Consider the following 20,891-nt stretch of genomic DNA (forward strand, 5'->3'; position numbering starts at 1 on the left):
CGTGACATGCTGCCAGGCGGGCCCGCTCTCAGGGCATCACCAGGACGGGCTTGACCACCTCTCCCGCCGCTGCGGCGGCTGCGGCCCGTTCCACGGCGGCGAACGGGAAGGTGCGCACCAACCGGTCGACCGGCAGTCGGCCCGCCAGGTACAGGTCCACCAACGCGGGCAGGAATCGCCCGGGCCGGCTCGCGCCCTGGTTGACGCCGACGATCCGGGGCGCCCGGTCCAGCAGCGCCGGGACGTCCAGGGCGAGCCTGCTGCCCGCCGGCGGCGCCCCGACCACCGCGCAGGTACCGCCGACCGCCAGCGCGCGCACCGCCTGCCCTAGCGGTCCGAGCCGGCCGCTGGTCTCCAGGGTGTGCTGGACGCCCCGGCCCCTGGTCAGTTCGAGAACCGCCTCGACCGGGTCCACGGCGGTGGCGTCCACCACGTCGGTGGCGCCGAGCTCCTGAGCCAGCGTCAGGCGGTCGGCCCGGACGTCCACCGCCACCAGCCGGGCGGCCGGGGTGAGCCTGGCCGCCAGCAGGGCCGACAGGCCGACCGCCCCGGCGCCGAACACCACCACTGTGTCGCCGGGGTCGGGCCGCAGCACGTTCAGCACCGCCCCCGCGCCGGTCTGCACGCCGCAGCCGAACGGCGCCAGCAGCGCGGCCGGCACCCCGGCCGGCACCGGCACCGCGTTGCGCTCGGTGGCCAGCGCGAGGGTGGCGAACGAGGACTGGCCGAAGAAGTGGCCGTGCAGCGGCGAGCCGTCGGCGCCGCCGAGCGTGGCGCTGCCGTCCAGCCGGCTGCCACCGAACAGGTTCAGCCGGGGCCAGTACGCGCACCGGACCGGCTCCCCGGCCCGGCAGTCGGGGCACTCCCCGCAGGAGGCGAAGGTGAGCAGCACGGTCTGACCGACCGTCAGCCGGGTCACCGCGCTCCCCACCGCCTCGACCGTCCCGACGCCCTCGTGGCCGAGCACGGCGGGCAGCGGACCCGGGGTGTGCCCGGCGCGGACGCTCAGGTCGGTGTGGCAGATCCCGGCGGCGGCGATCCGTACCAGCACCTCGTCGGCGCGCGGGTCGTCCAGTCGGACCTGCTCCAGGGTGAACGGCTCTCCCCGGCCCCGGACCACGGCGGCGGTGGCGGTCGTCGGCACGGCCCTCAGCTCCAGCTCCCGGTCGAGCTCCAGCTCCCGGTCGGGCGGTAGAGCCGGGACTCGGTCCGCTGCTCGTACGGCAGCCCGGGCGGCAGGTCGATCAGCTCCAGTTGGAGGCCCCACGGCGCCCGGAAGTACACCCAGCGGTCACCGTCGATCGGGCCGCCGTCGGCCACCGTCTCCGGCCGGCCGAGCACCTGGACACCGGGTTGCGCCCGCAGGTACGCGGCGGCGGCGTCCACGTCGGTGACCGCGATGGCCAGGTGGTGGCCGCCCCAGTCGCTGTTGCCCGGCAGCTCGCGGCGCTGGTCCGGCGCGCTGTACTCGAACAGCTCCAGGTTGGTCACCGGCCCCAGCCGGAGCATCGCCACGTAGGCGGCGGCCCGGTGGTGGACGCCCAGCTGACGGGTCATCCAGTCCCCGTCCGGGTCGTGCACCGGCCCGGTCCGGTAGGCCAGTTCGGCGCCGATCACCTCGGTGAAGAAGGTGACCGCCTGGTCGAGGTCGGGCACGGTGTACGCGACGTGGTGCACGGCGAGGGCACCGGGGATGGCACTCATGGTGGGCTCCTCCCAGCAGATCAGGGACGGGTGCGGCGGCGCGGCAGCGGGCGGCGGCGCGGGGCCGGGCGGGTGCCGAGGGTCAGGCAGAGCAGTTCGGCGCCGAGCGGCCCGGCCACCAGGTACAGGTCCTGGCCCGCCGGGATCAGCAGCAGGTCACCGGCGTCGGCCAGGTGCTGGGACCGGTCCGGCCACTGCTCGACGACCACAGGACCGCGCAGCACGTACCAGGCGGCCTCGCTCTCCGGGCGGCCCGCGCGGTGGTGGGTGCCGCCGGGGCTGAGCCGGAGGTGTTCGAAGGACTCGCAGGCGGCGGTGACCAGGTCACGGCGGGCCAGGCAGCTCACGCGGGTGCGCTCGCTGCCCGGGCCGACCACGGTCATCGCGGCGGCGGAGGCGGTGGTGACGATCATCGGGGGCCTTCTCCCGGTACGGCCAGGACGGCGTGGAAGTACTCCAGGCCCAAATCCCCGGCGGTGAGGACGAGTTCGCCGCCCAGTGGCAGCGTGACGGCGGTGCCTTCGGCGAGCGGCACGTCGCTCTCCCCGGTGCTCGCCCGCCCGGCGCCGGCGGTGACGTAGAGCGCGTGCTCCACGCCGTCGGCGGTCAGTTCGACGCTCTGCTGCGGCTCCAGCCAGCTGAGGCCGACCCCGCGCAGCGGGCCGGTGAGCACCCGGCCCGGGTCCACGGCGCGGCCCCGGCGGAGGGCGGTGATCGCGGTGCTGGTCATCTTGGCTCTCCCTTGTTCAGGGCCTACGGTGTCCCGCCCGCTGTCCCGGGCGGCAGGGCGTGGCGTCCCGGTCAGGACTCACTCCGGGACCGGGACCGGTGCGCCGCGATCGGCCAACTCCGGCTTGCGCTGCGGAAGTTCACGGCTGACGGCGTCCGGCAGCACGGTCAGGCAGAGCAGCTCGGCACCGAGCGGGCCGCCGTGCAGGTGCACCCGGCCGCCCTCCGGGGCGAGCAGCAGGTCGCCCTCGGCCAGCAGGTGCTGCGGCTGCTCCGGGCAGTCCAGCAGCGCGACCGGGCCGCGCAGCACGTACCAGGCCGCCTCGGTGCCCGCCCGGCCGGCCAGGTCGTAGCAGGCGCCGGGGCTGAGCCGGACGTGGTCGACGGCCTCGGTCTCGCTGTGCAGCATGCCCCGGCGGGCCAGGCAGCGGGTGCGGACCCGCTGGGTGCCGGGGCCCAGGTGGACGGCCGCGTGGGCCGTGTCGGTGACGATCATCGGAGCTCCCCGGGTCGTTCGGACGGCGGCACGGTGAGCACCGCGTGGACGTACTCCAGCCCGTCGTTCCCGGCGGTGAGCGCCGCCGAGCTGCCGAGCGGGAGGGTGAGTGACCGGCCCGGCTCCAGCGGCACCCGGACGTCCGCTGCGGCGGCCCGGCCGCTGCCGGCGGTCACGAAGACGGTGTGCTCGGTGGCGTCGGCGGCCAGTTCGGCGCGTTCGCCGGGCCGCAACCGGGCCAGTTCGAGGTGGCGCAGCGGCCCGGTGAGCACCACGCCGGGGTCGATCGGGCCGACCCGGCGCAGGTTGGTCACCACGGCGTGCCGCAGGATCGGGGTCCGTGGCAGGGGTACGGCGGGCATTTCGATCACCAGCCAGTCGAGCGCCTCGGTGCCCGCGTTGCGGAGACCGTGGGTGGTGCCGAGGCCGGTGAGTACGACGTCCCCGGCCTCGACGGGGTAGGGCCGGCCGTCGAGGGTGATCTCCCCCCGGCCGGCGAGGAGGACGTAGACCTCCTCGGTGCGGGTGTGCAGGTGCTCCCCGCTGACGCCGCCCGGAGGGATGCTGGCCCACTCGACCGCCTCCCAGCCGCCCAGCAGTCCCGGTCGGCGGGCCAGGCAGGCCCACCGGGTCAGGCCCTGGGTGCCGTGCACGCCGTGCACGTCGGCGGGGCCTCGGGTGTCGGCGACGATCACGGTGTCACGCATGCCAGTTCCTCCAGTTCGGTGGCCGCCCGGCCGATCTCGGCGGCCGTCAGGTCGTCGGCGAAGCAGCCGTCGCCGATCCCGACCGGCAGCGGGAAGCGCTGTCGGCCGTCCCGGTGCCGGACGGTGTCGGTGAGCGCGTCGGCCAGCGTGTCGGGCTCCAGCAGCGGGTGCCGGACCGGCAGTCGGAGTCGATGCATCAGGCCGAGGATCCGGTCCCGTTCGGCGGCCTCGACCAGTCCCCTCCGCTGGGCGAGCACCGTGGTCAGTGCCATGTCGAGGCAGACCGCCTCGCCGTGCAGCAGTTCGGGCAGCGCCCGCATCTCCACGGTCGGGCTGAACGAGTGGCCGTAGTCCATCGAGCGCTCCAACCGGTGCTCCCAGAGGTTGGGTTGGAGCTCCTGGAGCATCCCGTGCACCGCCCGGACCAGCACCTCACCGCCGGGCGTCGGGCCCTGGAAGCGCTGGCTGATCAGCGCCTCACCGGTCCGGTCCAGCAGCTCGAACAGCCGCCGGTCCTTGATCAGCGCGACCTTGAGGATCTCGGCCAGGCCGTTGCTCAGGTGCCGCTGGTCCAGGGTGGCCAGGAAGGCCGGGTCCAGCAGGGTGGCCACCGCCGGGTGGTAGGTGCCGAGCCGGTTCTTGTGCGGGCCGAAGTTGACCCCGGTCTTGGCGCCGACGCCCGCGTCCACCAGACCGATCAGCGTGGTGGGCACCCGGACGAACGGGGTAGAGCGGCGGTAGAGGCTGCAGGCCAGGCCCACCACGTCCATCAGGACGCCGCCGCCCATCGCGATCACCGGCTCGGCGCGCCGGGAGACCCCGAAGCGGTCCATCAAGGCGGCCACCCGGAACACCGACTCCATCGTCTTGACCTCCTCGTGCGCCGCCAGCACGCCGAGCTCGACCGCCAGGCCCCGGGCCGCGAAGTAGGCTCGGATCCGGTCGCCGTACAGGGCGTGCACGGTCTCCTCCACCACCACGAGCCGCCTTCCGGGCGCGGCGCCGGCGTGGGCCAGTGCGGGGTTGCCCGGGTCGAGCAGCCGCGGGGTGAATCCGACCTGATAGGTGACCGGGAGCGCGGTACTGACGGTCCAGGCGCTGACCGGCTCGCCGGTGGTGAACAGGCCGTGGGCGGGGGTGTTGGTCTGACCGGCCACGGTGACCTCCTCTGTCGTACTTGATTCGGAGCTCAACGGTCCCCGGCCCGGTGTCCCGGACACACGGGTGTCCCGTCCGCACCCGGTCCCGGTCCGCGGACCGGGACTACGGTGGAAGGTGGGAGGCTGCCATGTACTTCACCGACCGGAAGGACGCGGGGCGGCAGCTGGCCGCCCGGCTCGGGACGATCCCCGACGCGGTGGTGGTGGGCCTGCCGCGCGGCGGCGTACCGGTGGCCGCCGAGGTGGCCCGGGCGCTCGGGGCGCCGCTGGACATCTGCGTGGTGCGCAAGCTCGGGGTGCCGAGCCAGCCGGAGCTCGGGATGGGGGCGATCGGCGAGGGCGGGGCCCGGGTACTGAACGAACGCGTCCGGCAGGCCGCCCACGTGACGAACGATCAGCTCGCCGAGGTGGAGCGCTCGGAACGGGCCGAGCTGGCCCGCCGGGCCGCGCGCTACCGGGGCGGCCGGCCACCGGTCGACCTGCGCGGGCGGACGGTCGTGGTGGTGGACGACGGTATCGCCACCGGCTCCACCGCCAGGGCCGCCTGCCGGATCGTCCGGCAGCGCGGCGCCGCCAGGGTGGTGCTGGCCACGCCGGTCGCCCCGGCCGGCTGGCGGGAGGAGCTGGGCGGCGAGGCCGACGAACTGGTCTGCGTGCACGAGCCCCGGGGGTTCCTGGCGATCGGCGCGTTCTACGCCGACTTCGACCAGACCACGGACGCGGAGGTGCTCGACGCCCTACTCGGCTGACCTGACACCCACAAGAGTCATGATCGAGACTGGACAATCTGACCAGACCTGGCGGCCGCGTGGTGCTCAGCTTGTACACATTGAGCAGCGGATCATCGATCTGTTGCCCAATCATCCCGGCGGGAGCAAGCTCAGCGCACCGCAAGCCTCAACGTGGAGGAACCCATGACCGCCAACGCCGTTGAACTGACCCCCGAGGAGCTGGAGGCCGGGCTCGACGCCGAGCAGCTGCGCCGCCTGGTGGGCCTGGTCGAGCACGACGCGGCCACCGACCCGTTCCCGGTCATCGCCCAGGACGCCGTCGTCTTCGTGGTCGGCAACGCCACCCAGGCGGCCCAGTTCTACCAGGCCGTCTTCGGCATGGAGCTGGTCGCCTACTCCGGCCCCGAGACCGGCCGCCGGGACCGCAAGGCCTTCGTGCTGCGCTCCGGCTCCTGCCGCTTCGTGATCAAGGGCGGGGTCTCCCCGGACAGCGCGCTGCTGGACCACCACCGCCGCCACGGCGACGGCGTGGTGGACCTCGCGCTGGAGGTCCCGGACGTGGACAAGTGCATCGCGCACGCCCGGGCCACCGGCGCCACCGTGCTGGAGGAGCCGAACGACGTCACCGACGAGCACGGCACCGTCCGCCGGGCCGCGATCGCCACCTACGGCGAGACCCGGCACACCCTGGTCGACCGCTCCCGCTACCACGGCCCCTACCTGCCCGGCTTCGTCGCCGCCCGGACCAGGGTGCAGCGCCCGGAGGGTCACCCCAAGCGCCTGTTCCAGGCCCTGGACCACGCGGTGGGCAACGTCGAGCTCGGCAAGATGGACGAGTGGGTCGGCTTCTACAACCGGGTCATGGGCTTCGAGAACATGGCCGAGTTCGTCGGTGACGACATCGCCACCGAGTACTCGGCGCTGATGAGCAAGGTGGTCGCCAGCGGCAACCACCGGGTGAAGTTCCCGCTGAACGAGCCCGCGATCGCCAAGAAGAAGTCGCAGATCGACGAGTACCTGGAGTTCTACGGCGGCCCCGGCTGCCAGCACCTGGCGCTGGCCACCAACGACATCCTGACCACGGTGGACATCCTGCGGTCCAACGGCGTGGAGTTCCTGAACACGCCCGACTCCTACTACGACGACCCGGAGCTGCGCGAGCGGATCGGCAAGGTCCGGGTTCCGGTCGAGGAGCTCAAGAAGCGCGGCATTCTGGTCGATCGTGATGAGGACGGCTACCTGCTGCAGATCTTCACCAAGCCGCAGGGCGACCGGCCGACGGTGTTCTTCGAGTTCATCGAGCGGCACGGCTCGCTGGGCTTCGGAAAGGGCAACTTCAAGGCCCTGTTCGAGTCCCTGGAGCGCGAGCAGGACAAGCGCGGCAACCTCTGAGACCGGCTCGGGAGGATCACGACAATGGCGCACTACCGGCAGCTGGGCAGCATCCCGCCCAAGCGGCACACCCAGCACCGCACGCCCGAAGGCGGTCTCTACTACGAGGAGTTGATGGGCGAGGAGGGGTTCTTCTCGGACTCCTCACTCCTCTACCACCGGGGCATCCCCTCGGCGGTCACCGCCGCCGTGCCGTGGGAGCTGCCCGACCAGCGCACCACGCCCAACCATCCGCTCCTCCCCCGGCACCTCAAGCTGCACGAGCTGTTCCAGGGCGAGGAGTGGAAGGACACCGACGTGGTCGCCGGGCGGCGGCTGCTGCTCGGCAACGGTGACGTCCGGCTCTCCTACGTGGTGGCCGGGGCGCCGAGCGAGCTGTACCGCAACGGGCTCGGCGACGAGTGCGTCTACGTGGAGTCCGGCAGCGGCGTGCTGGAGACGGTGTTCGGCTCGCTGGAGGTCGGCCAGGGCGACTACGTGATCATCCCCCGGGCCACCACGCACCGCTGGGTGCCGGGCCCGGATGCGCCGCTGCGCGCGTACTGCATCGAGGCGAACAGCCACATCACCCCGCCCAAGCGCTACCTCTCCCGGTTCGGCCAGCTGCTGGAGCACGCCCCGTACTGCGAGCGGGACCTGCGCGGGCCGGTCGGTCCGCTGGTGGTCGAGGACCTCGCCGAGGTGGACGTGCTGGTCAAGCACCGGGGGCCGAACGGTGTGATCGGCACCAGGTACACGGTGCCGCACCACCCGTTCGACGTGGTCGGCTGGGACGGCTGCCTCTACCCGTACGCGTTCAACATCGCCGACTTCGAGCCGATCACGGGGCGGATCCACCAGCCGCCGCCGGCCCACCAGGTCTTCGAGGGCAACAACTTCGTGATCTGCAACTTCGTGCCGCGCAAGGTGGACTACCACCCGCTGTCCATCCCGGTGCCGTACTACCACGCCAACGTGGACAGCGACGAGGTGATGTTCTACTGCGGGGGCAACTACGAGGCGCGCAAGGGCTCCGGCATCGGTCAGGGGTCGATCTCGCTGCACCCGGGCGGCCACACCCACGGCCCGCAGCCGGGCGCGTACGAGCGCTCGATCGGCGCCGAGTTCTTCGACGAACTCGCCGTCATGGTGGACACCTTCCGCCCGCTGGAGCTCGGCGAGGGTGCCACCGCGAGCGAGGACGACAACTACGCCTGGACCTGGTCGGGCGGCCGGCGATGAGCGTACCCCCGCTGTTCCGAGGACTGTTCGACGACGCGTCGGTCTTTCCGCCGGGAGACCTGCCGCTGGGTGAGGCGGTGCCCGCACACCGCGGACACCGCCTGGCCTGGTACGCCGACTCGGTCGGCCCGTTCCTCTGCGGAGCGGGCCGCGCCGGTGAACTGGCCGCGCTGCGGCCGGAGTTCCCGGTCGCACTGGTACTGCCGCCGGGCGGCGAGTACGTGCCGGTGCCCGGCCTGGACGTGGTGGGCGTCGAGGTGGCCGCCACGGTCCTGCCCCGGCTGCCTGCCGGAGTACCTGGCTGCCTCGAACTCCCCTACGGCGAGGACCTGTTCAAGCTGCTCGACCAGCTGGCCGACACTGCGCACCGGGCCAAGTTCCGCACCGGCGGCCTGACCGCCGACGCCTTCCCGACCGTGGCCGAGCTGGCCGCCGCGCTGACCGCCTGCGCGGAACGCGGCGTGCCGTACAAGTGCACCGCGGGCCTGCATCACGCCGTCCGGCACACCGACCCGGTGACCGGTTTCGAGCACCACGGCTTCCTCAACGTGCTGCTGGCCGCCGCCGATCCGGACCGCGCGGCCGAGGCACTGGGCGAGCGCTCCGGCACCGCACTGGCCAGCGCGGTCGGCTCACTGACGGACCGTCAGGCCGCCCTGGCACGACTCTCGTTCACCGCATTCGGCACCTGCTCGATCGCCGAACCGCTCGCCGACCTGGCCGAACTCGGCCTGCTGACCCAGGAGAACCGTTGACCACCAGCTGGCTCGAGTCCGCGCAGGACTCCCCGTTCGGCCTGCACAACCTGCCGTACGGCGTCTTCACCACGGCCGACCAGCCGGGGCGGCGACGGATCGGCGTCGCGATCGGCGACGCCGTCCTGGACGCCGGCGCCGCCGCCCGCGCGGTCGGCGAGCCCTCCGTCCTGCTGGACGCCGACACCCTCAACCCGCTGCTCGCGGCGGGCCGTCCGACCTGGACCGGCGTGCGCTCCTCGCTCACCTCCTGGCTGAGCGAGGAGCGGTACCGGTCGGCGGTCTCCCCGCACCTGCACCAGGTCGGCGAAGTGACCCTGCACCTGCCCTTCGAGGTGGCCGACTACGTCGACTTCTACGCCTCCGAGCACCACGCCACCAACCTGGGCCGGATCTTCCGCCCCGGCACCGAGCCGCTCACCCCCAACTGGAAGCACCTGCCGATCGGTTACCACGGCCGGGCCGGCACGATCGTCACCTCCGGCACCGAGATCGTCCGCCCGCACGGCCAGCGCAAGGCGCCCAGCGAGCTGCTGCCGTCCTTCGGCCCGAGCCGTCGCCTCGACATCGAGGCCGAGGTGGCCTTCGTGGTCGGCGCCGGCAGCCAACTCGGCAGGCCGGTCCCACTGGCGGACTTCCGGGAGCACGTCTTCGGCGTCTGCCTGCTCAACGACTGGTCCGCCCGCGACATCCAGGCCTGGGAGTACGTGCCGCTCGGCCCGTTCCTCGGCAAGTCCTTCGCCACCTCGCTGTCGCCGTGGGTGGTCCCGCTGGACGCGCTGGAGCACGCCAGGGTCAGCCCGCCGCCGCGCGACGTCGAGCCGCTGCCCTACCTGGACGACCGGGACGGCGAACCCTGGGGCCTCGACCTCAGCCTGACGGTCCGGCTGAACGGCCACGTGATCTCCCGGCCGCCGTTCGCCTCGATGTACTGGACCGCCGCCCAACAGCTCGCCCACCTCACCGCCAACGGCGCCTCGCTGCGCCCCGGCGACCTGTACGCCTCCGGCACCGTCAGCGGCCCGGAGGTGGAGAGCCGGGGAGCCCTGATCGAGCTCACCTGGAACGGTGAGAACCCGGTCAAGCTGCCGGACGGCACCACCCGCACCTTCCTGGAGGACGGTGACACCGTCACCATCACGGCCACCGCACCGGGCCCGGACGGCACGCTGATCTCGTTCGGCGAGGTCACCGGGCGGATCGTGCCCTGACGCTCACCACCGCCGCCGTCCGCCCGCCGTCCCGCTCCCGTCCGAGCGGGACGGCGTCCGGTCTCAGTGGGCCATCTGCTCCTCGATCAGGTCCACGATCGCGGTCGGGGAGCGGAGCGGCGTCGCTCCGGCCTCCTCCGCCTCGGCCACCAGCGTCAGGTTCCGGCTCTCCGAGTAGAGGATCACCGGCCCGGTGAAGCCCCGGGCCCGGATGGCCACCGTGCCGTCGATCCCGGCCCGCCGGTCGTTGCCCCGCTTCATGTCGGTGATCACCACGTCCGGCCGCCAGCTCAGCCGGGCCAGCGCCTCGGCCGTGCTCTCGACCTGGAGGACCTCGGCGCCGAAGCTCCGCAACTGCCGCACCAGCTGCGCGTTGTTGGCCGGCACGTCGTCCACCCAGAGCACCCGCGCCCCGCTCAGGTTCAGCGGCGGCGGGGCGCCCGCCGGGACAGGCGGTCGCTCCCAGTCCGGTGCCGGCGTCGGTGGCTGCCCCGGGTCCGGTAGCCGGCCAAAGACCGAAGGGGGCGGCGGGCCGCCCTGGCTCACCGGCGCGGGCAGCGGCGTGGTCCGCCTCAGCCAGCCCAACAGGGCGGCGGAGTCCGGAAGTTGGTCCAGATCCAGCAGTAGCCGGACGAACCCGCGATCAGCTGCCAGCAGCGGGTACTCCCGCGGCAGCGCCCGCTCCAGCTGCTCCAGGACCGCCGGCCACTCCTCCGGCAGCCACAGGTCCAGCCGCTCCTTCAGCTGCGCCAGCCGGGCCGCCGGCGCCGGGTCGAGAGCCCCGCCGCCCCGACGGACCAGCCCCCGCACCTCGTAGTAGGTGACGAATTCGGCCACCAGGTCGGGGCCGCCCGGCCGGACCAGCGACCGGTGGAAGTCGGGGTACAGGTGCTGGAGCAGCACCGACCGGAGCAGGCCCTCGGCACCGAACTGCTGCCAGCCGACATCGAGGTGGTACTCCATCACGAAGCTGTTGATCAGTCGCTTGATCCGCCGTGGGTTGCGTCCCATCCGCTCCGCGAGCAGCGCGGCCAGCGGCGGCGTCAGCAGCCCGGTGGTCCCGGACCGGGCCGCGTAGGCCCGCACCAACTGGATCGCCTGGTCGGGATCGATGGGCGGGATACGGTAGTTGACCTGGACGATCTTCTGCAGGTAGTCCGCGCTCAGGGCCCGTCCCGAGGCTTCCGCCACGGCCGCGATCCGGCTCTGGTCGCAGCCCAGCACGAAGGCCAGGCCGGGCACGTCCAGGTAGACCTTGATCGCTTCGCAGACCGCCAGGATGGTCTCGTCCGAGCAGCGGTCCAGGTCGTCCACGAAGACCACCAGCAGCCGCCGCTGGTTCCAACTGCCGGGCGCCGCCACCCACTCGGTGGCCGCGTTCGAGATCAGCCCGCGGATCTCGTTCCGGGCCGAGGCGTCCGCCGCCATCCGTTCCCAGAGCTCGTCGACGATCCGGTCCACCCGGAGCACCCCCGCCAGCACGGTGACCGCCAGCCGCAGCGAGGAGACCAGCCAGCCGCGTCGGCTGGTCCGGTACCAGACCCGGCGCAGCAGGTTGCGGTCGAACTGCTGGAACACCGACTTGATCAGCCCTTCCAGGGCGTCGGTGCCGTCCGCGGTCCAGGCGTTGAACCAGACGCACTCGGTGCCCCGGTCCGCGCTGAGCAGCTCCTCGATCTGGTGCATCAGGCTGCTCTTGCCCATCCCCCAGTCCGCGTCGATCGCGATGGTGAACGGCGTCGCCGCCCGCGAGGCCTGGACCAGCGCCGCCAGGCCCTGGGCCGCCCTGGCCGTTCCCAGGACGTCTTCGTCCACGGAGTCACCGTGCACCGGTTCGTCGTTGAGCAGCGAGAAGTTCAACGCCCACACCCCCCATGGTGATCAGCGGCCCCATCCTACGGCCGCCGGGCCGACGGGTACGGTTGCGGGGTTCTCCGAACAGACGGCAAGCGGACGGAGTGGGGCCCCGATGACGACGGATGTGGTGCTGGAGCGGGTCGGCCGCCTCGGCCGGATCACGCTGGACCGGCCCCGGGCGCTCAACGCGCTGACCCACGGGATGCTGCTGGCGATCGAGCGGCAGCTGACCGACTGGGCGGCCGACGACGCCGTGGCCGCCGTGCTGCTGACCGGTGCCGGGGAGCGCGGGCTGTGCGCCGGGGCGGACATCCGGGCGCTGCACGACGACGCCAAGGTGGGCGGGGCCGGGGCGCGCCGGTTCTTCCGGGACGAGTACCGGCTGAACCACCTGATCTCCCGTTACCCGAAGCCGTACGTCGCGGTGATGGACGGGATCACCATGGGCGGCGGGGTCGGCCTCTCGGCGCACGGCAGCGTCCGGGTGGTCACCGAACGGTCCACGGTGGCGATGCCGGAGACCCGGATCGGGCTGGTGCCGGACGTCGGCGGCAGCATGCTGCTCGCGCACGCCCCGGGCGAACTGGGGACGCACCTGGCCCTGACCGCCGCCTCGATGGGACCGGGCGACGCGCTGCTCTGCGGCTTCGCCGACCACTTCGTCCCGGCGGCCGCCCTGCCCGGCTTCAACGCCGCGCTGGCCGAGCTGGCCCCGGCGGAGGCGCTGGAGCGGTACGCCGCCGAGGCGCCGGAGGCCGCACTCGCCGGGGAGCGGGAGTGGATCGACGCCTGCTACGCGGCCGACACGGTGGAGGAGGTCCTGAGCCGGCTGGACGCGGCCGGGACCACCCCGGCCAAGGAGGCCGCCGAACAGATCAGGGCCAAGTCGCCGACCTCGCTCAAGGTCACCCTGGCCGCGCTGCGCCGGGCCCGGGCGCACCGCACGCTGGCCGAGACCCTGGACCAGGAGTTCCGGATCTCCTGCGCCGCGCTGGATGCCCCCGACCTGGTCGAAGGCATCCGCGCCCAGGTGGTCGACAAGGACCGTGACCCGCACTGGTCCCCCGCCACCCTCGCCGGGGTGACGGAGCACCAGGTGGCCCGCTTCTTCGCCGGCCTCGGCGACCAGGAGCTGGGTCTGGCGTAGTCCGCCCGGATCACGCCGTCACCTTCGCGACGAAGGTCGCGAGGTTGGCCAGGGTCCGTTCGATCTTCTCCTCCAGAGTGATCGACTCGTGCAGTCGGGCGCCGGGCCCGGCGTCGCGCTTCCCGCGCACGTAGAGCGAGCAGGCCAGGTCGCTGCACATGTAGGCGCCGACCGAGTTGCCCTGCTGCCCGGCCTTGCCGGCCCGGGGCGCCACCATCAGGGAGACGCCGCCGCTGTGCGTGGTGACGCAGAGCGAGCACATGCTGCGGCGGGCCTGGCCGACCCCGCCGGTCGACAGCCGGAGGGCGACGCCCGCGAGCCGGCCGTCCACCTCGGCCACCAGGTAGGCCCGCTCGGGTGCCTGCGGATCGCGCCAGCCGAGGAAGTCCAGGTCCTCCCAGGGCAGGTCGGTGAGCCCGCGCGGCACGTTCAGTCGCTTGGCCTCACCCTTCGTGCAGTTCACGAACGAGGCCCGGATCTCTTGCTCAGTCAACGGCTTCATAGGGCGTACGCTAAAATGCCTAGGAGTATTAGGCAAATGATTAACGAGGCAAGGAAAGGCAAGGGACCGCCGTGGCGAGAGTCGGGCTGACCAAGGAGCGACTGACCCGGGCGGGCGCCGAGCTCGCCGACGAGGTCGGCTTCGACAAGGTGACCGTCTCGGCGCTCGCCCGCCGGTTCGGCGTCAGGGACGCCAGCCTGTACTCGCACGTCAGGAACTCCCAGGACCTCAAGACCCGGATCGCCCTGCTCGCCCTGGCCGAGCTCGCCGACCGGGTCGCCGCCGCACTGGCCGGCCGGTCGGGCAAGGACGCGCTCGCCGCGTTCGCCGACGCCTACCGGGACTACGCCCGGGAGCACCCAGGCCGGTACGCCGCCGCGCAGTTCGAACTCGACCCCGAGACCGCGCTGACCAGCGCGGCCGGCAAGCACTCCGCGATGACCCGGGCCATCCTGCGCGGCTACCAGCTGGCCGAGCCCGACCAGACCGACGCGGTCCGGCTGCTGGGCAGCACCTTCCACGGCTACGTCACCCTGGAGCAGGCCGGCGCCTTCGGCCACACCGCCCGCGACTCCCAGGCCAGCTGGAGCAGGATCCTGGACGCCCTCGACGTCCTGCTCCGCACCTGGCCGGCCGCCTGACCAGCCGTTGCCCGCCGCGCCCGGGAGGGTTTGACTGGGAGGTGTCGGCACCCGCTTCGTCCGGAGGAGTGCGCACCCATGTCCAGCCGTCAGGCCAGCGGCCACGCCGTTCCCGGCAAGGCCAGCTTCGCCGAGGCCTACGAGCAGCCCGACCCGCGCGGGTACTTCCGCGCCCTGGGCCCGTACGAGTACGTCACGCCGCACCACGCCCAGCGGGTGTTCCGGCTGCTCACCGCCGCCCGGGAGCCACGCACGGTAGTGGACCTGTGCTGCTCGTACGGGATCAACGCGGCGCTGCTCAACCACCGGGTGAGCCTGGCGGAGCTCTACCACCGGTACACCGATCACGCCCTGGACGACCTCTCCACCCCTGAACTGTCGCTCCGGGACCGGCAGTTCTACGCCGCCCGGCGCCGCTCCGAGGCGGTCCCCGTGGTCGGCATCGACGTGGCGAGTGGTCCCGTCGAGTACGCCCGCCGGGCCGGGCTGCTGAGCGCCGCGTTCGCCGAGAACCTGGAGCGCACCACCCCGTCGGCCGCGCTCAGGGCCGCCGTCGCCGACGCGGGACTGGTCACCGTCACCGGCGGCGTCGGCTACGTCTCGGCCCGCAGCTTCGACCACCTGCTGGCCTGCGTCGAGTCCCCGCCCTGGGTGGCGTCCTTCGTGCTGCGCGCCGTCCCGTACGGGCCGATCGCCGAGGTGCTGGCCGAGTACGGGCTGGTCACCGAGCGGCTCGCCCGGACCTTCAGGCAGCGCCGTTTCACCGGGGTCGAGGAGCGGGCCGGCGCCCTGCAGGCGGTGCTGGACGCGGGCCTCGACCCGACCGGTCTGGAGAGCGCGGGTTGGTTCCACGCCGAGCTGTACGTCTCCCGGCCGACCGCCCAGGTCCGGGCCCGGCCACTGGCGACGCTGCTTGCCGCCGACACGTGATCCTCGTCTCGGATCGCGAGACTGGCGCCCGGGCGGGTCGGTCGGGGAGGGTGTCCCTCGTTACCGAACCCAAGTACCGAGGGAGTCAACGGCGATGACCGAGTACCAGACGATCCTGGTGGAGCAGAGGGGCCGGGTCGGGCTGATCACGCTCAACCGGCCGGAGGCGCTGAACGCGCTGAACAACCAGCTGATGCGCGAGGTGGTGGCGGCGGCGACCGCCTTCGACCGCGATCCGGAGATCGGTGCGATGGTGATCACCGGGTCGGAGAAGGCGTTCGCGGCCGGTGCCGACATCAAGGAGATGCAGGGCAACGCCTTCCCCCAGGTCTACCTGGACGACTGGCTCGGCCCCTGGGACGAGCTGGGCCGGCTGCGCAAGCCGGTGGTCGCGGCGGTCGCGGGCTACGCGCTGGGCGGTGGCTGCGAGTTGGCGATGCTCTGCGACATCCTGATCGCCGCCGACACCGCCAAGTTCGGCCAGCCCGAGATCAAGCTCGGCGTGATCCCGGGCATCGGCGGCTCGCAGCGGCTGACCCGCGCGGTGGGCAAGGCCAAGGCGATGGACCTCTGCCTGACCGGGCGGACCATGGGCGCCGAGGAGGCCGAGCGGGCCGGCCTGGTCTCCCGGATCGTCCCGGCGGCGGACCTGCTGACCGAGGCGCTGGCGACCGCCGAGACGGTGGCCGCGATGTCTGCCCCGGCGGCCGTGATGATGAAGGAGAGCGTCAACCGGGTCTTCGAGACCACCCTCGCCGAGGGCGTCCGGTTCGAACGGCGGCTGTTCCACGCGTTGTTCGCCACCGCCGACCAGAAGGAGGGCATGGCTGCGTTCGCCGAGAAGCGCAAGCCGTCCTTCGAGAACCGCTAGGCCCTGTCCGGACCTGGCAGGCGCGCCTGGCTGACCATCCGTCAGCCGGGCCCGCTCAGTCCTGGATCCGCCGCCAGGGCTGGTCCTGCTCCAGCTCGAACGCCAGCTCCAGCAGCCGCCGCTCCTCGCCGTGCGGCGCCAGCAGGTGCACCCCGATCGGCCGGCCGTCGGCGGTCTCGCCGGTGGGCAGCGAGATGGCGGGCGCGCCGGTCACGTTGTTCACCGGCGTGAAGGCGACGTACCGGCGCAGCCGCTCGATCAGCTCCTCGAACGGCACGTTGGGGCTCAGGTGGCCGATCGGCGGCGCGACGTGCGCGAGCACCGGGCAGAGGATCAGGTCGTACGCCGCGAACATCCCGGCGTACGCCTGGTCCGCCTGCCGCAGCCGGCGCAGCACGCCGGGGGTCTTCAGGAACTCGCGGCCGAAGCTGCGCCGCAGCCCCAGGGTCAGGCCGTCCAGCCTGCGGGTCTGGAAGCCCCGGTCGAGCAGCAGCTTGCCGGTGGCGGCGATCAGGAACGCGATGTAGCCCCAGTACAGGGTGAAGTCCTGGGCGAACTGCTCGCCGAACGGCAGCACGGTCGGCTCGACCCGGTGCCCGAGCGCCTCCAGCCGGGCCGCCGTCCGCTCGACGGCGGCCCTGGTCTGCTCGTCGGTGGCCGCGATCGGCGACTCCAGCGCCAGGCCGATCCGCAGCGGCGTCCGGCCCGGTCCGGTCACCAGGCCGAGCGGTGGCAGGGCCGGGTTGCGGTACTGCTGCTCGGCGGCCGCGAAGAAGGCGGCGGTGTCCCGGACGGTCCGGGTCAGCACGCCGTCGGTGACCAGGTCGATCGGCAGTCGGCGGCCCTGGTCGTTGGCGACCAGCCGGCCACGGGTCGGCTTGAGGCCGACCAGTCCGCAGCAGGCCGCCGGGATCCGGATCGAGCCGCCGCCGTCGTTGGCGTGTGCGATCGGCACCACCCCGGCGGCCACCAGGGCGGCCGCCCCGCCGGAGGAGGCGCCCGGCGAGTACGAGGGCTGCCAGGGGTTGCGTACCGGCTCGGCAGCGGCGTACTCGGTGGAGGCGTTCAGGCCGAACTCGGGCAGCCGGGTCTTGCCCAGCACGGTCAGCCCGGTGTCGAGCAGCTGCTCCGCGAAGCCGGCCGTCCTGCGCGCGGGGCGGGCCCGGAAGGCCGCGCTGCCCTGGCCGGTCGGCATGCCGCGCAGATCGACGTTGTCCTTCAGGAAGGTGGGCACCCCGGCCAGCGCGGCCCCCGGTCCTTCCCGGCCCGCCCGGGGGTTCAGGTACGCCTCGAACGCGACCGGCGTCAGCCGCCCGTCCACCTGCCCGGCCCGCGCGACGGCGGCCTCCGCCAGCTCCCGGGCGCTGACCTCACCGGCCCGGACCGCGGCCGCCAGCGCCACCGCGTCGTGCTCGCCCAGCGCGTCGTCGCCGAACGCGTGCACCCGCCCGCCCGTCATCCGAACTCCCCTGCTACCCGCCAGTAGTCCCGCGAGTGTAGGGCCTGCGGGACCGCCGCGTCAGACCGCCGTCTGACCGGTGTTCAGCCGGGCCAGGCCGCTGCGGGTGGCCGCCACCAGGATGCGGTCGCCCTCACCCAGCAGGCGGGCCCGGTCGGGGTAGTTCCACTGGTACTCGTCCGGCAGCCGGGCCAGCCGGACGGCCACCACCCGGACGCCTCCCGGCTCCTCCAGGTCGTGCACGCTGCGGCCGGCCAGTCCGGAGCCCGGCTCCGCCGTCAGCTCGGCGACCAGCAGCACCCGACGGAAGACCGAGAGGGTCCCGAGCACCTCACGCCCCATCAGGGCGGCCGCGAAACCAGGCGCGGAGAGGTACGACATCGAGCGCGAGACCACGTTGCCGAGCGTCGCGTACACCTGGTGCGCGAAGTCGTCGTCGAACAGCCGCAGGACCATCCGCACCTCGGGCTGCAAGGCCCTGGCCTCCAGTGCCACCTCCAGATTGGCGGCGTCGTCCCGGGTGACCGAGACCACCGCGCGGGCGTGCCCGGCCCTGGCCCGGAGCAGCTGCCCGGCCAACGGGGCGTCACCGACCAGCACCGGTACGCCCAGCGCCCGCATCGCCGCCACGCCCCTGGCCTGCGGATCGCGCTCGATGCAGACCACCGGCACGCCGGACTCCCGCACCATGCCGGCCACCCGGGTGCCGAGGTGGTTGAGCCCGACCACCACCACGTGGTCCCTGGTGCCGGCGCCGGGCGCCCTGGGCAGCCCGCGCCGCCCGGTGGCCAGTGCCTCCACCGCGATCGCGGTGGCCACCGGGACGAAGGTGATCCCGCAGAACGTGATCACCACCTGGGCAGTCCGCTGCCAACCGCCGCCCGGCACGGTCTGCCCGGGCTGGTCGGCACTGGCCGCGCCCGCCATGTCCAGCAGGGTGTAGTAGAGCGCCCACCCCAGGTGCCCGGTGGAGTACCAGATCACCGCCCCGCTGATCAGCACCGCCACCACCGCGATGGCGAGCAGCAACCGCAGGCGGGCGCTGGTGAAGAACCGCAGGGTGTCCAGCAGCCACCAGCGCATCCTGGCCCACCACGGGATCCGTACCGGCGGCTCCTCGGTCAGCGCCTGGAGGGCGGCGATCCCGCCGCGCTGCTCGTACTCCTCCTGGGACCTCGGCCCGTACTCCCCCTCGTCGCCGAAGCGGCGGGCCAGCGCGATGAACTCGGCCGCGCGGCCCGCGGTCTGCGGCAGCAGCCGCATCCGGCCCAGGTCCTGTGGGTCGATCCGGTCGGCGACCACGCAGAGCTGGTTCTCCTGTATCTCGCCGTCGTACGCGACGTAGAGGAACCGGCTGCCCACCCGCACCGAGTTGGGCCGCTCCAGCGCGCCGTTGGCGAAGGCGGGCGCGGCGGTGGCCGAGCCGGAGAGCGCCGCGCAGTTCGGCAGCAGCCGCTCCAGGTGCTCACCGAGGCGCTCGTTGAACATCCGCAGCACGATCCGGATGCCGGGGTTGCGGTTCTGGGCGGCCAGCGCGGCGTGGATGTTCCCCTCGTCGGTGCCGTCCACCAGCGCGATGCCGCCCGCCGTCTCCACCCCGCAGGCCCGCAGCGCCTCGGCCGAGACGGTGGCGTACTCGTGCACCGCGGAGAGTCCGGGCAGCTGGCTGATCTGCGGCCCGTGGTCCTGGGTCAGATCCGGCACCAGGGCGACCACCGGGACCTCGTACTGCTCGATCAGCTCCCGGATCAACCGGTGAGCGAGCGCATTGCCGCCGCACACGACGTAGTGACTCACCGGCCCCCCGACCATGCTGCTCCGCAGTCGTCCGACCTCGATCATATCGGCCGGGGTGTCGGCCTGGTGTCGGTCAGGCAACTGACCGCCCATCAGTTCGTGTCCCCCGAACGGCCGCGCTCACCAGGCGGGACCGGAACCACGCCGGAAGAGTGGGGATGATCAACACCACTGTCCGTCAGGAGAAGACCATGGCCGATCCGCACGACCTCGACGCCCGTCCGCCGCTGGAGGGCCAGGTACTGGAGGGTCCGATGCAGCGGCTGGCGCGCGCCGCCTGGCAGGCCGTCCTCGGGGCGGGACTCGCCTCGCTCGTCCTCGGCGTGATCGTCCTCGTCTGGCCGAAGCAGACGCTGTGGGTGGTCGGCGTCCTGTTCGGCCTCTACCTGCTGATCATCGGCGTCGTGCAGCTGGTCGCCGCGTTCGGCACCCATGCCTCGACCGCGCTACGGGTGCTGGCCTTCATCAGCGGTGCGATCTGCGTCCTGCTGGGGCTGCTCTGCTTCCGCAGCGCCGCGCAGTCGGTCCTGCTGCTGGCGATCTGGATCGGCATCGGCTGGCTGTTCCGCGGCATCACCCAGCTCGCGGCGGCCGCCTCCGACCCGGCGATGCCGGCCCGCGGCTGGCAGTTCTTCGGCGGCGCGGTCAACACCCTGGCGGGCGTGCTGCTGATGGTCTGGCCGGCCCACTCGGTCACCGCCCTCACCATCCTGGCGGGCTGCGGCCTGGTGGCCCTCGGCATCGTCGAGGTCGCCACCGCCCTCCAGATCCGCCACCGCGCCCGGGAGCTTCCTTCGGGGATGTGAGGTCCGCCGCCGGCGTGGACCTGGGCGGCGACGGAGTAGGCCGGTCAGGTGCTGCCGACGGGTGTCGTCCGGTCCCACTGGACCGGTGTCGGCCGAAAGTGCGAGACGGTCGGCGGGTGCTCCAGGTAGCCGAGCTCGCCCTCCGCCCAGACCGGCCTGATCCGCCACATCGGTCCGGCGTACGCCCGCACCGCCGCCTCGTCCCGCCAGCGGGTCACCAGCAGCACCCGGTGGTCCTGCTCGGTCACCGACCTGAGCAGCTCGAAGCTCTCGAACCCGTCGGCCTCCGCCAGCAGCGGGAGCGCTTCCTCGCACAGTACGGCGCAGAACTCGTCCACCCGTCGGGGCGCCACCTGCGCCTCCCAGATCCGGACGATCATGTCGACCACCTCCGAGCCACTGCCTCCAGTATCCGTTCGGCCGCGTGCCGATTGCCGGTCCTGGCCACCGCGCGGAGATTGGAGGCAGCACGGCCGGACCCGGCCGGGCATTCCCCGCTGAGAGACGGAGCTCCCCATGGCGGTCTGCGCGACCTGCGGCAACGACTACTGGCTGTCCTTCGAGATCAGGACGGTCACCGGCGACAGCTACACTTTCGACAGCTTCGAGTGCGCGATGGAGAAGCTGGCGCCGCGCTGCGAGTACTGCCAGGTCCGGATCGTCGGCCACGGCGTCGAGGTCTCGGGCAAGTTCTTCTGCTGCGCCAACTGCGCCCGCCGCGACGGCGGCCTGGGCGAGCAGATCCGCGACGCGGTCGGCAGCCACCCGGGCTGAG

At 73.0% G+C, this 20,891-nt stretch carries 23 protein-coding genes; 11 read left to right on the forward strand and 12 right to left on the reverse strand.

Going from position 1 to position 20,891, the window contains the following annotated elements:
- Positions 1 to 28 precede the first annotated feature (28 nt).
- From ACKUU6_RS06475 to ACKUU6_RS06505, 7 genes are all read right to left on the reverse strand, one after another.
- Positions 29 to 1,144: an NAD(P)-dependent alcohol dehydrogenase gene (locus tag ACKUU6_RS06475; protein WP_407987493.1), complete on the reverse strand. Its 1,116-nt coding sequence runs from the start codon at positions 1,142 to 1,144 to the stop codon at positions 29 to 31.
- Between the two features lie 5 nt (positions 1,145 to 1,149).
- Positions 1,150 to 1,704 (reverse strand): VOC family protein, encoded by a 555-nt coding sequence (locus tag ACKUU6_RS06480; RefSeq protein ID WP_407987494.1) that lies wholly within the window; start codon positions 1,702 to 1,704, stop codon positions 1,150 to 1,152.
- A 20-nt stretch (positions 1,705 to 1,724) separates the two neighbouring features.
- Positions 1,725 to 2,117, reverse strand: coding sequence for a cupin domain-containing protein (locus tag ACKUU6_RS06485; RefSeq protein ID WP_407987495.1), 393 nt, complete (start codon positions 2,115 to 2,117; stop codon positions 1,725 to 1,727).
- Positions 2,114 to 2,434: a hypothetical protein gene (locus ACKUU6_RS06490; protein WP_407987496.1), complete on the reverse strand. Its 321-nt coding sequence runs from the start codon at positions 2,432 to 2,434 to the stop codon at positions 2,114 to 2,116. The genes ACKUU6_RS06485 and ACKUU6_RS06490 overlap by 4 nt, the downstream gene beginning before the upstream one ends.
- A 78-nt stretch (positions 2,435 to 2,512) precedes the next feature.
- Positions 2,513 to 2,929, reverse strand: coding sequence for a hypothetical protein (locus ACKUU6_RS06495; protein ID WP_407987497.1), 417 nt, complete (start codon positions 2,927 to 2,929; stop codon positions 2,513 to 2,515).
- Positions 2,926 to 3,636: a cupin domain-containing protein gene (locus ACKUU6_RS06500; RefSeq protein WP_407987498.1), complete on the reverse strand. Its 711-nt coding sequence runs from the start codon at positions 3,634 to 3,636 to the stop codon at positions 2,926 to 2,928. The genes ACKUU6_RS06495 and ACKUU6_RS06500 overlap by 4 nt, the downstream gene beginning before the upstream one ends.
- Positions 3,621 to 4,793 (reverse strand): sedoheptulose 7-phosphate cyclase, encoded by a 1,173-nt coding sequence (locus ACKUU6_RS06505; RefSeq protein ID WP_407987499.1) that lies wholly within the window; start codon positions 4,791 to 4,793, stop codon positions 3,621 to 3,623. Before ACKUU6_RS06505 ends, ACKUU6_RS06500 begins: the two co-directional genes overlap by 16 nt.
- Before the next feature lie 131 nt (positions 4,794 to 4,924).
- Here ACKUU6_RS06505 and ACKUU6_RS06510 point away from each other — a divergent pair, with 131 nt between their 5' ends.
- From ACKUU6_RS06510 to fahA, 5 genes are all read left to right on the forward strand, one after another.
- On the forward strand, positions 4,925 to 5,545 hold the full coding sequence (locus ACKUU6_RS06510; RefSeq protein WP_407987500.1) for a phosphoribosyltransferase: 621 nt from the start codon (positions 4,925 to 4,927) through the stop codon (positions 5,543 to 5,545).
- A gap of 237 nt (positions 5,546 to 5,782) precedes the next feature.
- On the forward strand, positions 5,783 to 6,919 hold the full coding sequence (gene hppD / locus ACKUU6_RS06515) for a 4-hydroxyphenylpyruvate dioxygenase (RefSeq protein WP_407992053.1): 1,137 nt from the start codon (positions 5,783 to 5,785) through the stop codon (positions 6,917 to 6,919).
- A 24-nt stretch (positions 6,920 to 6,943) separates the two neighbouring features.
- Positions 6,944 to 8,140 (forward strand): homogentisate 1,2-dioxygenase, encoded by a 1,197-nt coding sequence (locus tag ACKUU6_RS06520; RefSeq protein ID WP_407987501.1) that lies wholly within the window; start codon positions 6,944 to 6,946, stop codon positions 8,138 to 8,140.
- Positions 8,137 to 8,895 (forward strand): hypothetical protein, encoded by a 759-nt coding sequence (locus tag ACKUU6_RS06525; RefSeq protein WP_407987502.1) that lies wholly within the window; start codon positions 8,137 to 8,139, stop codon positions 8,893 to 8,895. Before ACKUU6_RS06520 ends, ACKUU6_RS06525 begins: the two co-directional genes overlap by 4 nt.
- On the forward strand, positions 8,892 to 10,106 hold the full coding sequence (gene fahA / locus ACKUU6_RS06530) for a fumarylacetoacetase (protein ID WP_407987503.1): 1,215 nt from the start codon (positions 8,892 to 8,894) through the stop codon (positions 10,104 to 10,106). The genes ACKUU6_RS06525 and fahA overlap by 4 nt, the downstream gene beginning before the upstream one ends.
- 63 nt (positions 10,107 to 10,169) lie before the next feature.
- Here the strand turns inward: fahA and ACKUU6_RS06535 are convergent, their stop codons facing one another.
- The gene (locus ACKUU6_RS06535) at positions 10,170 to 11,966 is read right to left on the reverse strand and encodes a P-loop NTPase fold protein (protein WP_407987504.1); all 1,797 of its coding nucleotides are present in this window, start codon (positions 11,964 to 11,966) and stop codon (positions 10,170 to 10,172) included.
- 109 nt (positions 11,967 to 12,075) lie between these two features.
- Between ACKUU6_RS06535 and ACKUU6_RS06540 the strand changes: the two genes are divergently transcribed.
- Positions 12,076 to 13,110 (forward strand): enoyl-CoA hydratase/isomerase family protein, encoded by a 1,035-nt coding sequence (locus ACKUU6_RS06540; protein WP_407987505.1) that lies wholly within the window; start codon positions 12,076 to 12,078, stop codon positions 13,108 to 13,110.
- 10 nt (positions 13,111 to 13,120) lie between these two features.
- On the opposite strand, the gene ACKUU6_RS06545 is transcribed toward ACKUU6_RS06540, so the two are convergent.
- Positions 13,121 to 13,612 carry an FBP domain-containing protein gene (locus tag ACKUU6_RS06545; RefSeq protein ID WP_407987506.1) on the reverse strand — a complete coding sequence of 164 codons (492 nt, stop codon included), beginning with the start codon at positions 13,610 to 13,612 and terminating at the stop codon, positions 13,121 to 13,123.
- Positions 13,613 to 13,683: 71 nt separating this feature from the next.
- On the opposite strand from ACKUU6_RS06545, the gene ACKUU6_RS06550 reads away from it, so the two are divergent.
- From ACKUU6_RS06550 to ACKUU6_RS06560, 3 genes are all read left to right on the forward strand, one after another.
- The gene (locus tag ACKUU6_RS06550; protein WP_407987507.1) at positions 13,684 to 14,253 is read left to right on the forward strand and encodes a TetR/AcrR family transcriptional regulator; all 570 of its coding nucleotides are present in this window, start codon (positions 13,684 to 13,686) and stop codon (positions 14,251 to 14,253) included.
- Positions 14,254 to 14,331: 78 nt separating this feature from the next.
- Positions 14,332 to 15,183 carry a hypothetical protein gene (locus ACKUU6_RS06555; RefSeq protein WP_407987508.1) on the forward strand — a complete coding sequence of 284 codons (852 nt, stop codon included), beginning with the start codon at positions 14,332 to 14,334 and terminating at the stop codon, positions 15,181 to 15,183.
- Positions 15,184 to 15,277: 94 nt separating this feature from the next.
- Positions 15,278 to 16,054, forward strand: coding sequence for an enoyl-CoA hydratase (locus ACKUU6_RS06560; RefSeq protein WP_407987509.1), 777 nt, complete (start codon positions 15,278 to 15,280; stop codon positions 16,052 to 16,054).
- Between the two features lie 55 nt (positions 16,055 to 16,109).
- Here the strand turns inward: ACKUU6_RS06560 and ACKUU6_RS06565 are convergent, their stop codons facing one another.
- Both ACKUU6_RS06565 and ACKUU6_RS06570 read right to left on the reverse strand, forming a co-directional pair.
- A complete protein-coding gene (locus tag ACKUU6_RS06565) occupies positions 16,110 to 17,513 on the reverse strand; it encodes an amidase (RefSeq protein WP_407987510.1) in 1,404 nt (467 codons plus the stop codon).
- A gap of 60 nt (positions 17,514 to 17,573) precedes the next feature.
- Positions 17,574 to 19,310 carry an NAD-binding protein gene (locus tag ACKUU6_RS06570; protein WP_407987511.1) on the reverse strand — a complete coding sequence of 579 codons (1,737 nt, stop codon included), beginning with the start codon at positions 19,308 to 19,310 and terminating at the stop codon, positions 17,574 to 17,576.
- Positions 19,311 to 19,468: 158 nt separating this feature from the next.
- Between ACKUU6_RS06570 and ACKUU6_RS06575 the strand changes: the two genes are divergently transcribed.
- A complete protein-coding gene (locus ACKUU6_RS06575; RefSeq protein WP_407987512.1) occupies positions 19,469 to 20,116 on the forward strand; it encodes an HdeD family acid-resistance protein in 648 nt (215 codons plus the stop codon).
- 44 nt (positions 20,117 to 20,160) lie between these two features.
- Here the strand turns inward: ACKUU6_RS06575 and ACKUU6_RS06580 are convergent, their stop codons facing one another.
- Positions 20,161 to 20,496, reverse strand: a complete 336-nt coding sequence (locus ACKUU6_RS06580; protein ID WP_407987513.1) for an antibiotic biosynthesis monooxygenase family protein — start codon at positions 20,494 to 20,496, stop codon at positions 20,161 to 20,163.
- 136 nt (positions 20,497 to 20,632) lie between these two features.
- Between ACKUU6_RS06580 and ACKUU6_RS06585 the strand changes: the two genes are divergently transcribed.
- Positions 20,633 to 20,890: a Prokaryotic metallothionein gene (locus ACKUU6_RS06585; RefSeq protein WP_407987514.1), complete on the forward strand. Its 258-nt coding sequence runs from the start codon at positions 20,633 to 20,635 to the stop codon at positions 20,888 to 20,890.
- Position 20,891 lies beyond the last annotated feature (1 nt).

Origin of the sequence: Kitasatospora sp. CMC57 (assembly GCF_045866025.2) — a bacterium.
Classification (GTDB): Bacteria; Actinomycetota; Actinomycetes; order Streptomycetales; family Streptomycetaceae; genus Kitasatospora.

Coding starts and splice junctions, on each gene's coding strand:
- ACKUU6_RS06480 (WP_407987494.1), bottom strand. CDS start 1,704: ATGAGTGCCATCCCCGGTGCCCTCGCCGTGCACCACGTCGCGTACACC.
- ACKUU6_RS06485 (WP_407987495.1), bottom strand. CDS start 2,117: ATGATCGTCACCACCGCCTCCGCCGCCGCGATGACCGTGGTCGGCCCG.
- ACKUU6_RS06490 (WP_407987496.1), bottom strand. CDS start 2,434: ATGACCAGCACCGCGATCACCGCCCTCCGCCGGGGCCGCGCCGTGGAC.
- ACKUU6_RS06495 (WP_407987497.1), bottom strand. CDS start 2,929: ATGATCGTCACCGACACGGCCCACGCGGCCGTCCACCTGGGCCCCGGC.
- ACKUU6_RS06500 (WP_407987498.1), bottom strand. CDS start 3,636: ATGCGTGACACCGTGATCGTCGCCGACACCCGAGGCCCCGCCGACGTG.
- ACKUU6_RS06510 (WP_407987500.1), top strand. CDS start 4,925: ATGTACTTCACCGACCGGAAGGACGCGGGGCGGCAGCTGGCCGCCCGG.
- ACKUU6_RS06520 (WP_407987501.1), top strand. CDS start 6,944: ATGGCGCACTACCGGCAGCTGGGCAGCATCCCGCCCAAGCGGCACACC.
- ACKUU6_RS06525 (WP_407987502.1), top strand. CDS start 8,137: ATGAGCGTACCCCCGCTGTTCCGAGGACTGTTCGACGACGCGTCGGTC.
- ACKUU6_RS06540 (WP_407987505.1), top strand. CDS start 12,076: ATGACGACGGATGTGGTGCTGGAGCGGGTCGGCCGCCTCGGCCGGATC.
- ACKUU6_RS06545 (WP_407987506.1), bottom strand. CDS start 13,612: ATGAAGCCGTTGACTGAGCAAGAGATCCGGGCCTCGTTCGTGAACTGC.
- ACKUU6_RS06555 (WP_407987508.1), top strand. CDS start 14,332: ATGTCCAGCCGTCAGGCCAGCGGCCACGCCGTTCCCGGCAAGGCCAGC.
- ACKUU6_RS06560 (WP_407987509.1), top strand. CDS start 15,278: ATGACCGAGTACCAGACGATCCTGGTGGAGCAGAGGGGCCGGGTCGGG.
- ACKUU6_RS06565 (WP_407987510.1), bottom strand. CDS start 17,513: ATGACGGGCGGGCGGGTGCACGCGTTCGGCGACGACGCGCTGGGCGAG.
- ACKUU6_RS06575 (WP_407987512.1), top strand. CDS start 19,469: ATGATCAACACCACTGTCCGTCAGGAGAAGACCATGGCCGATCCGCAC.
- ACKUU6_RS06580 (WP_407987513.1), bottom strand. CDS start 20,496: ATGATCGTCCGGATCTGGGAGGCGCAGGTGGCGCCCCGACGGGTGGAC.
- ACKUU6_RS06585 (WP_407987514.1), top strand. CDS start 20,633: ATGGCGGTCTGCGCGACCTGCGGCAACGACTACTGGCTGTCCTTCGAG.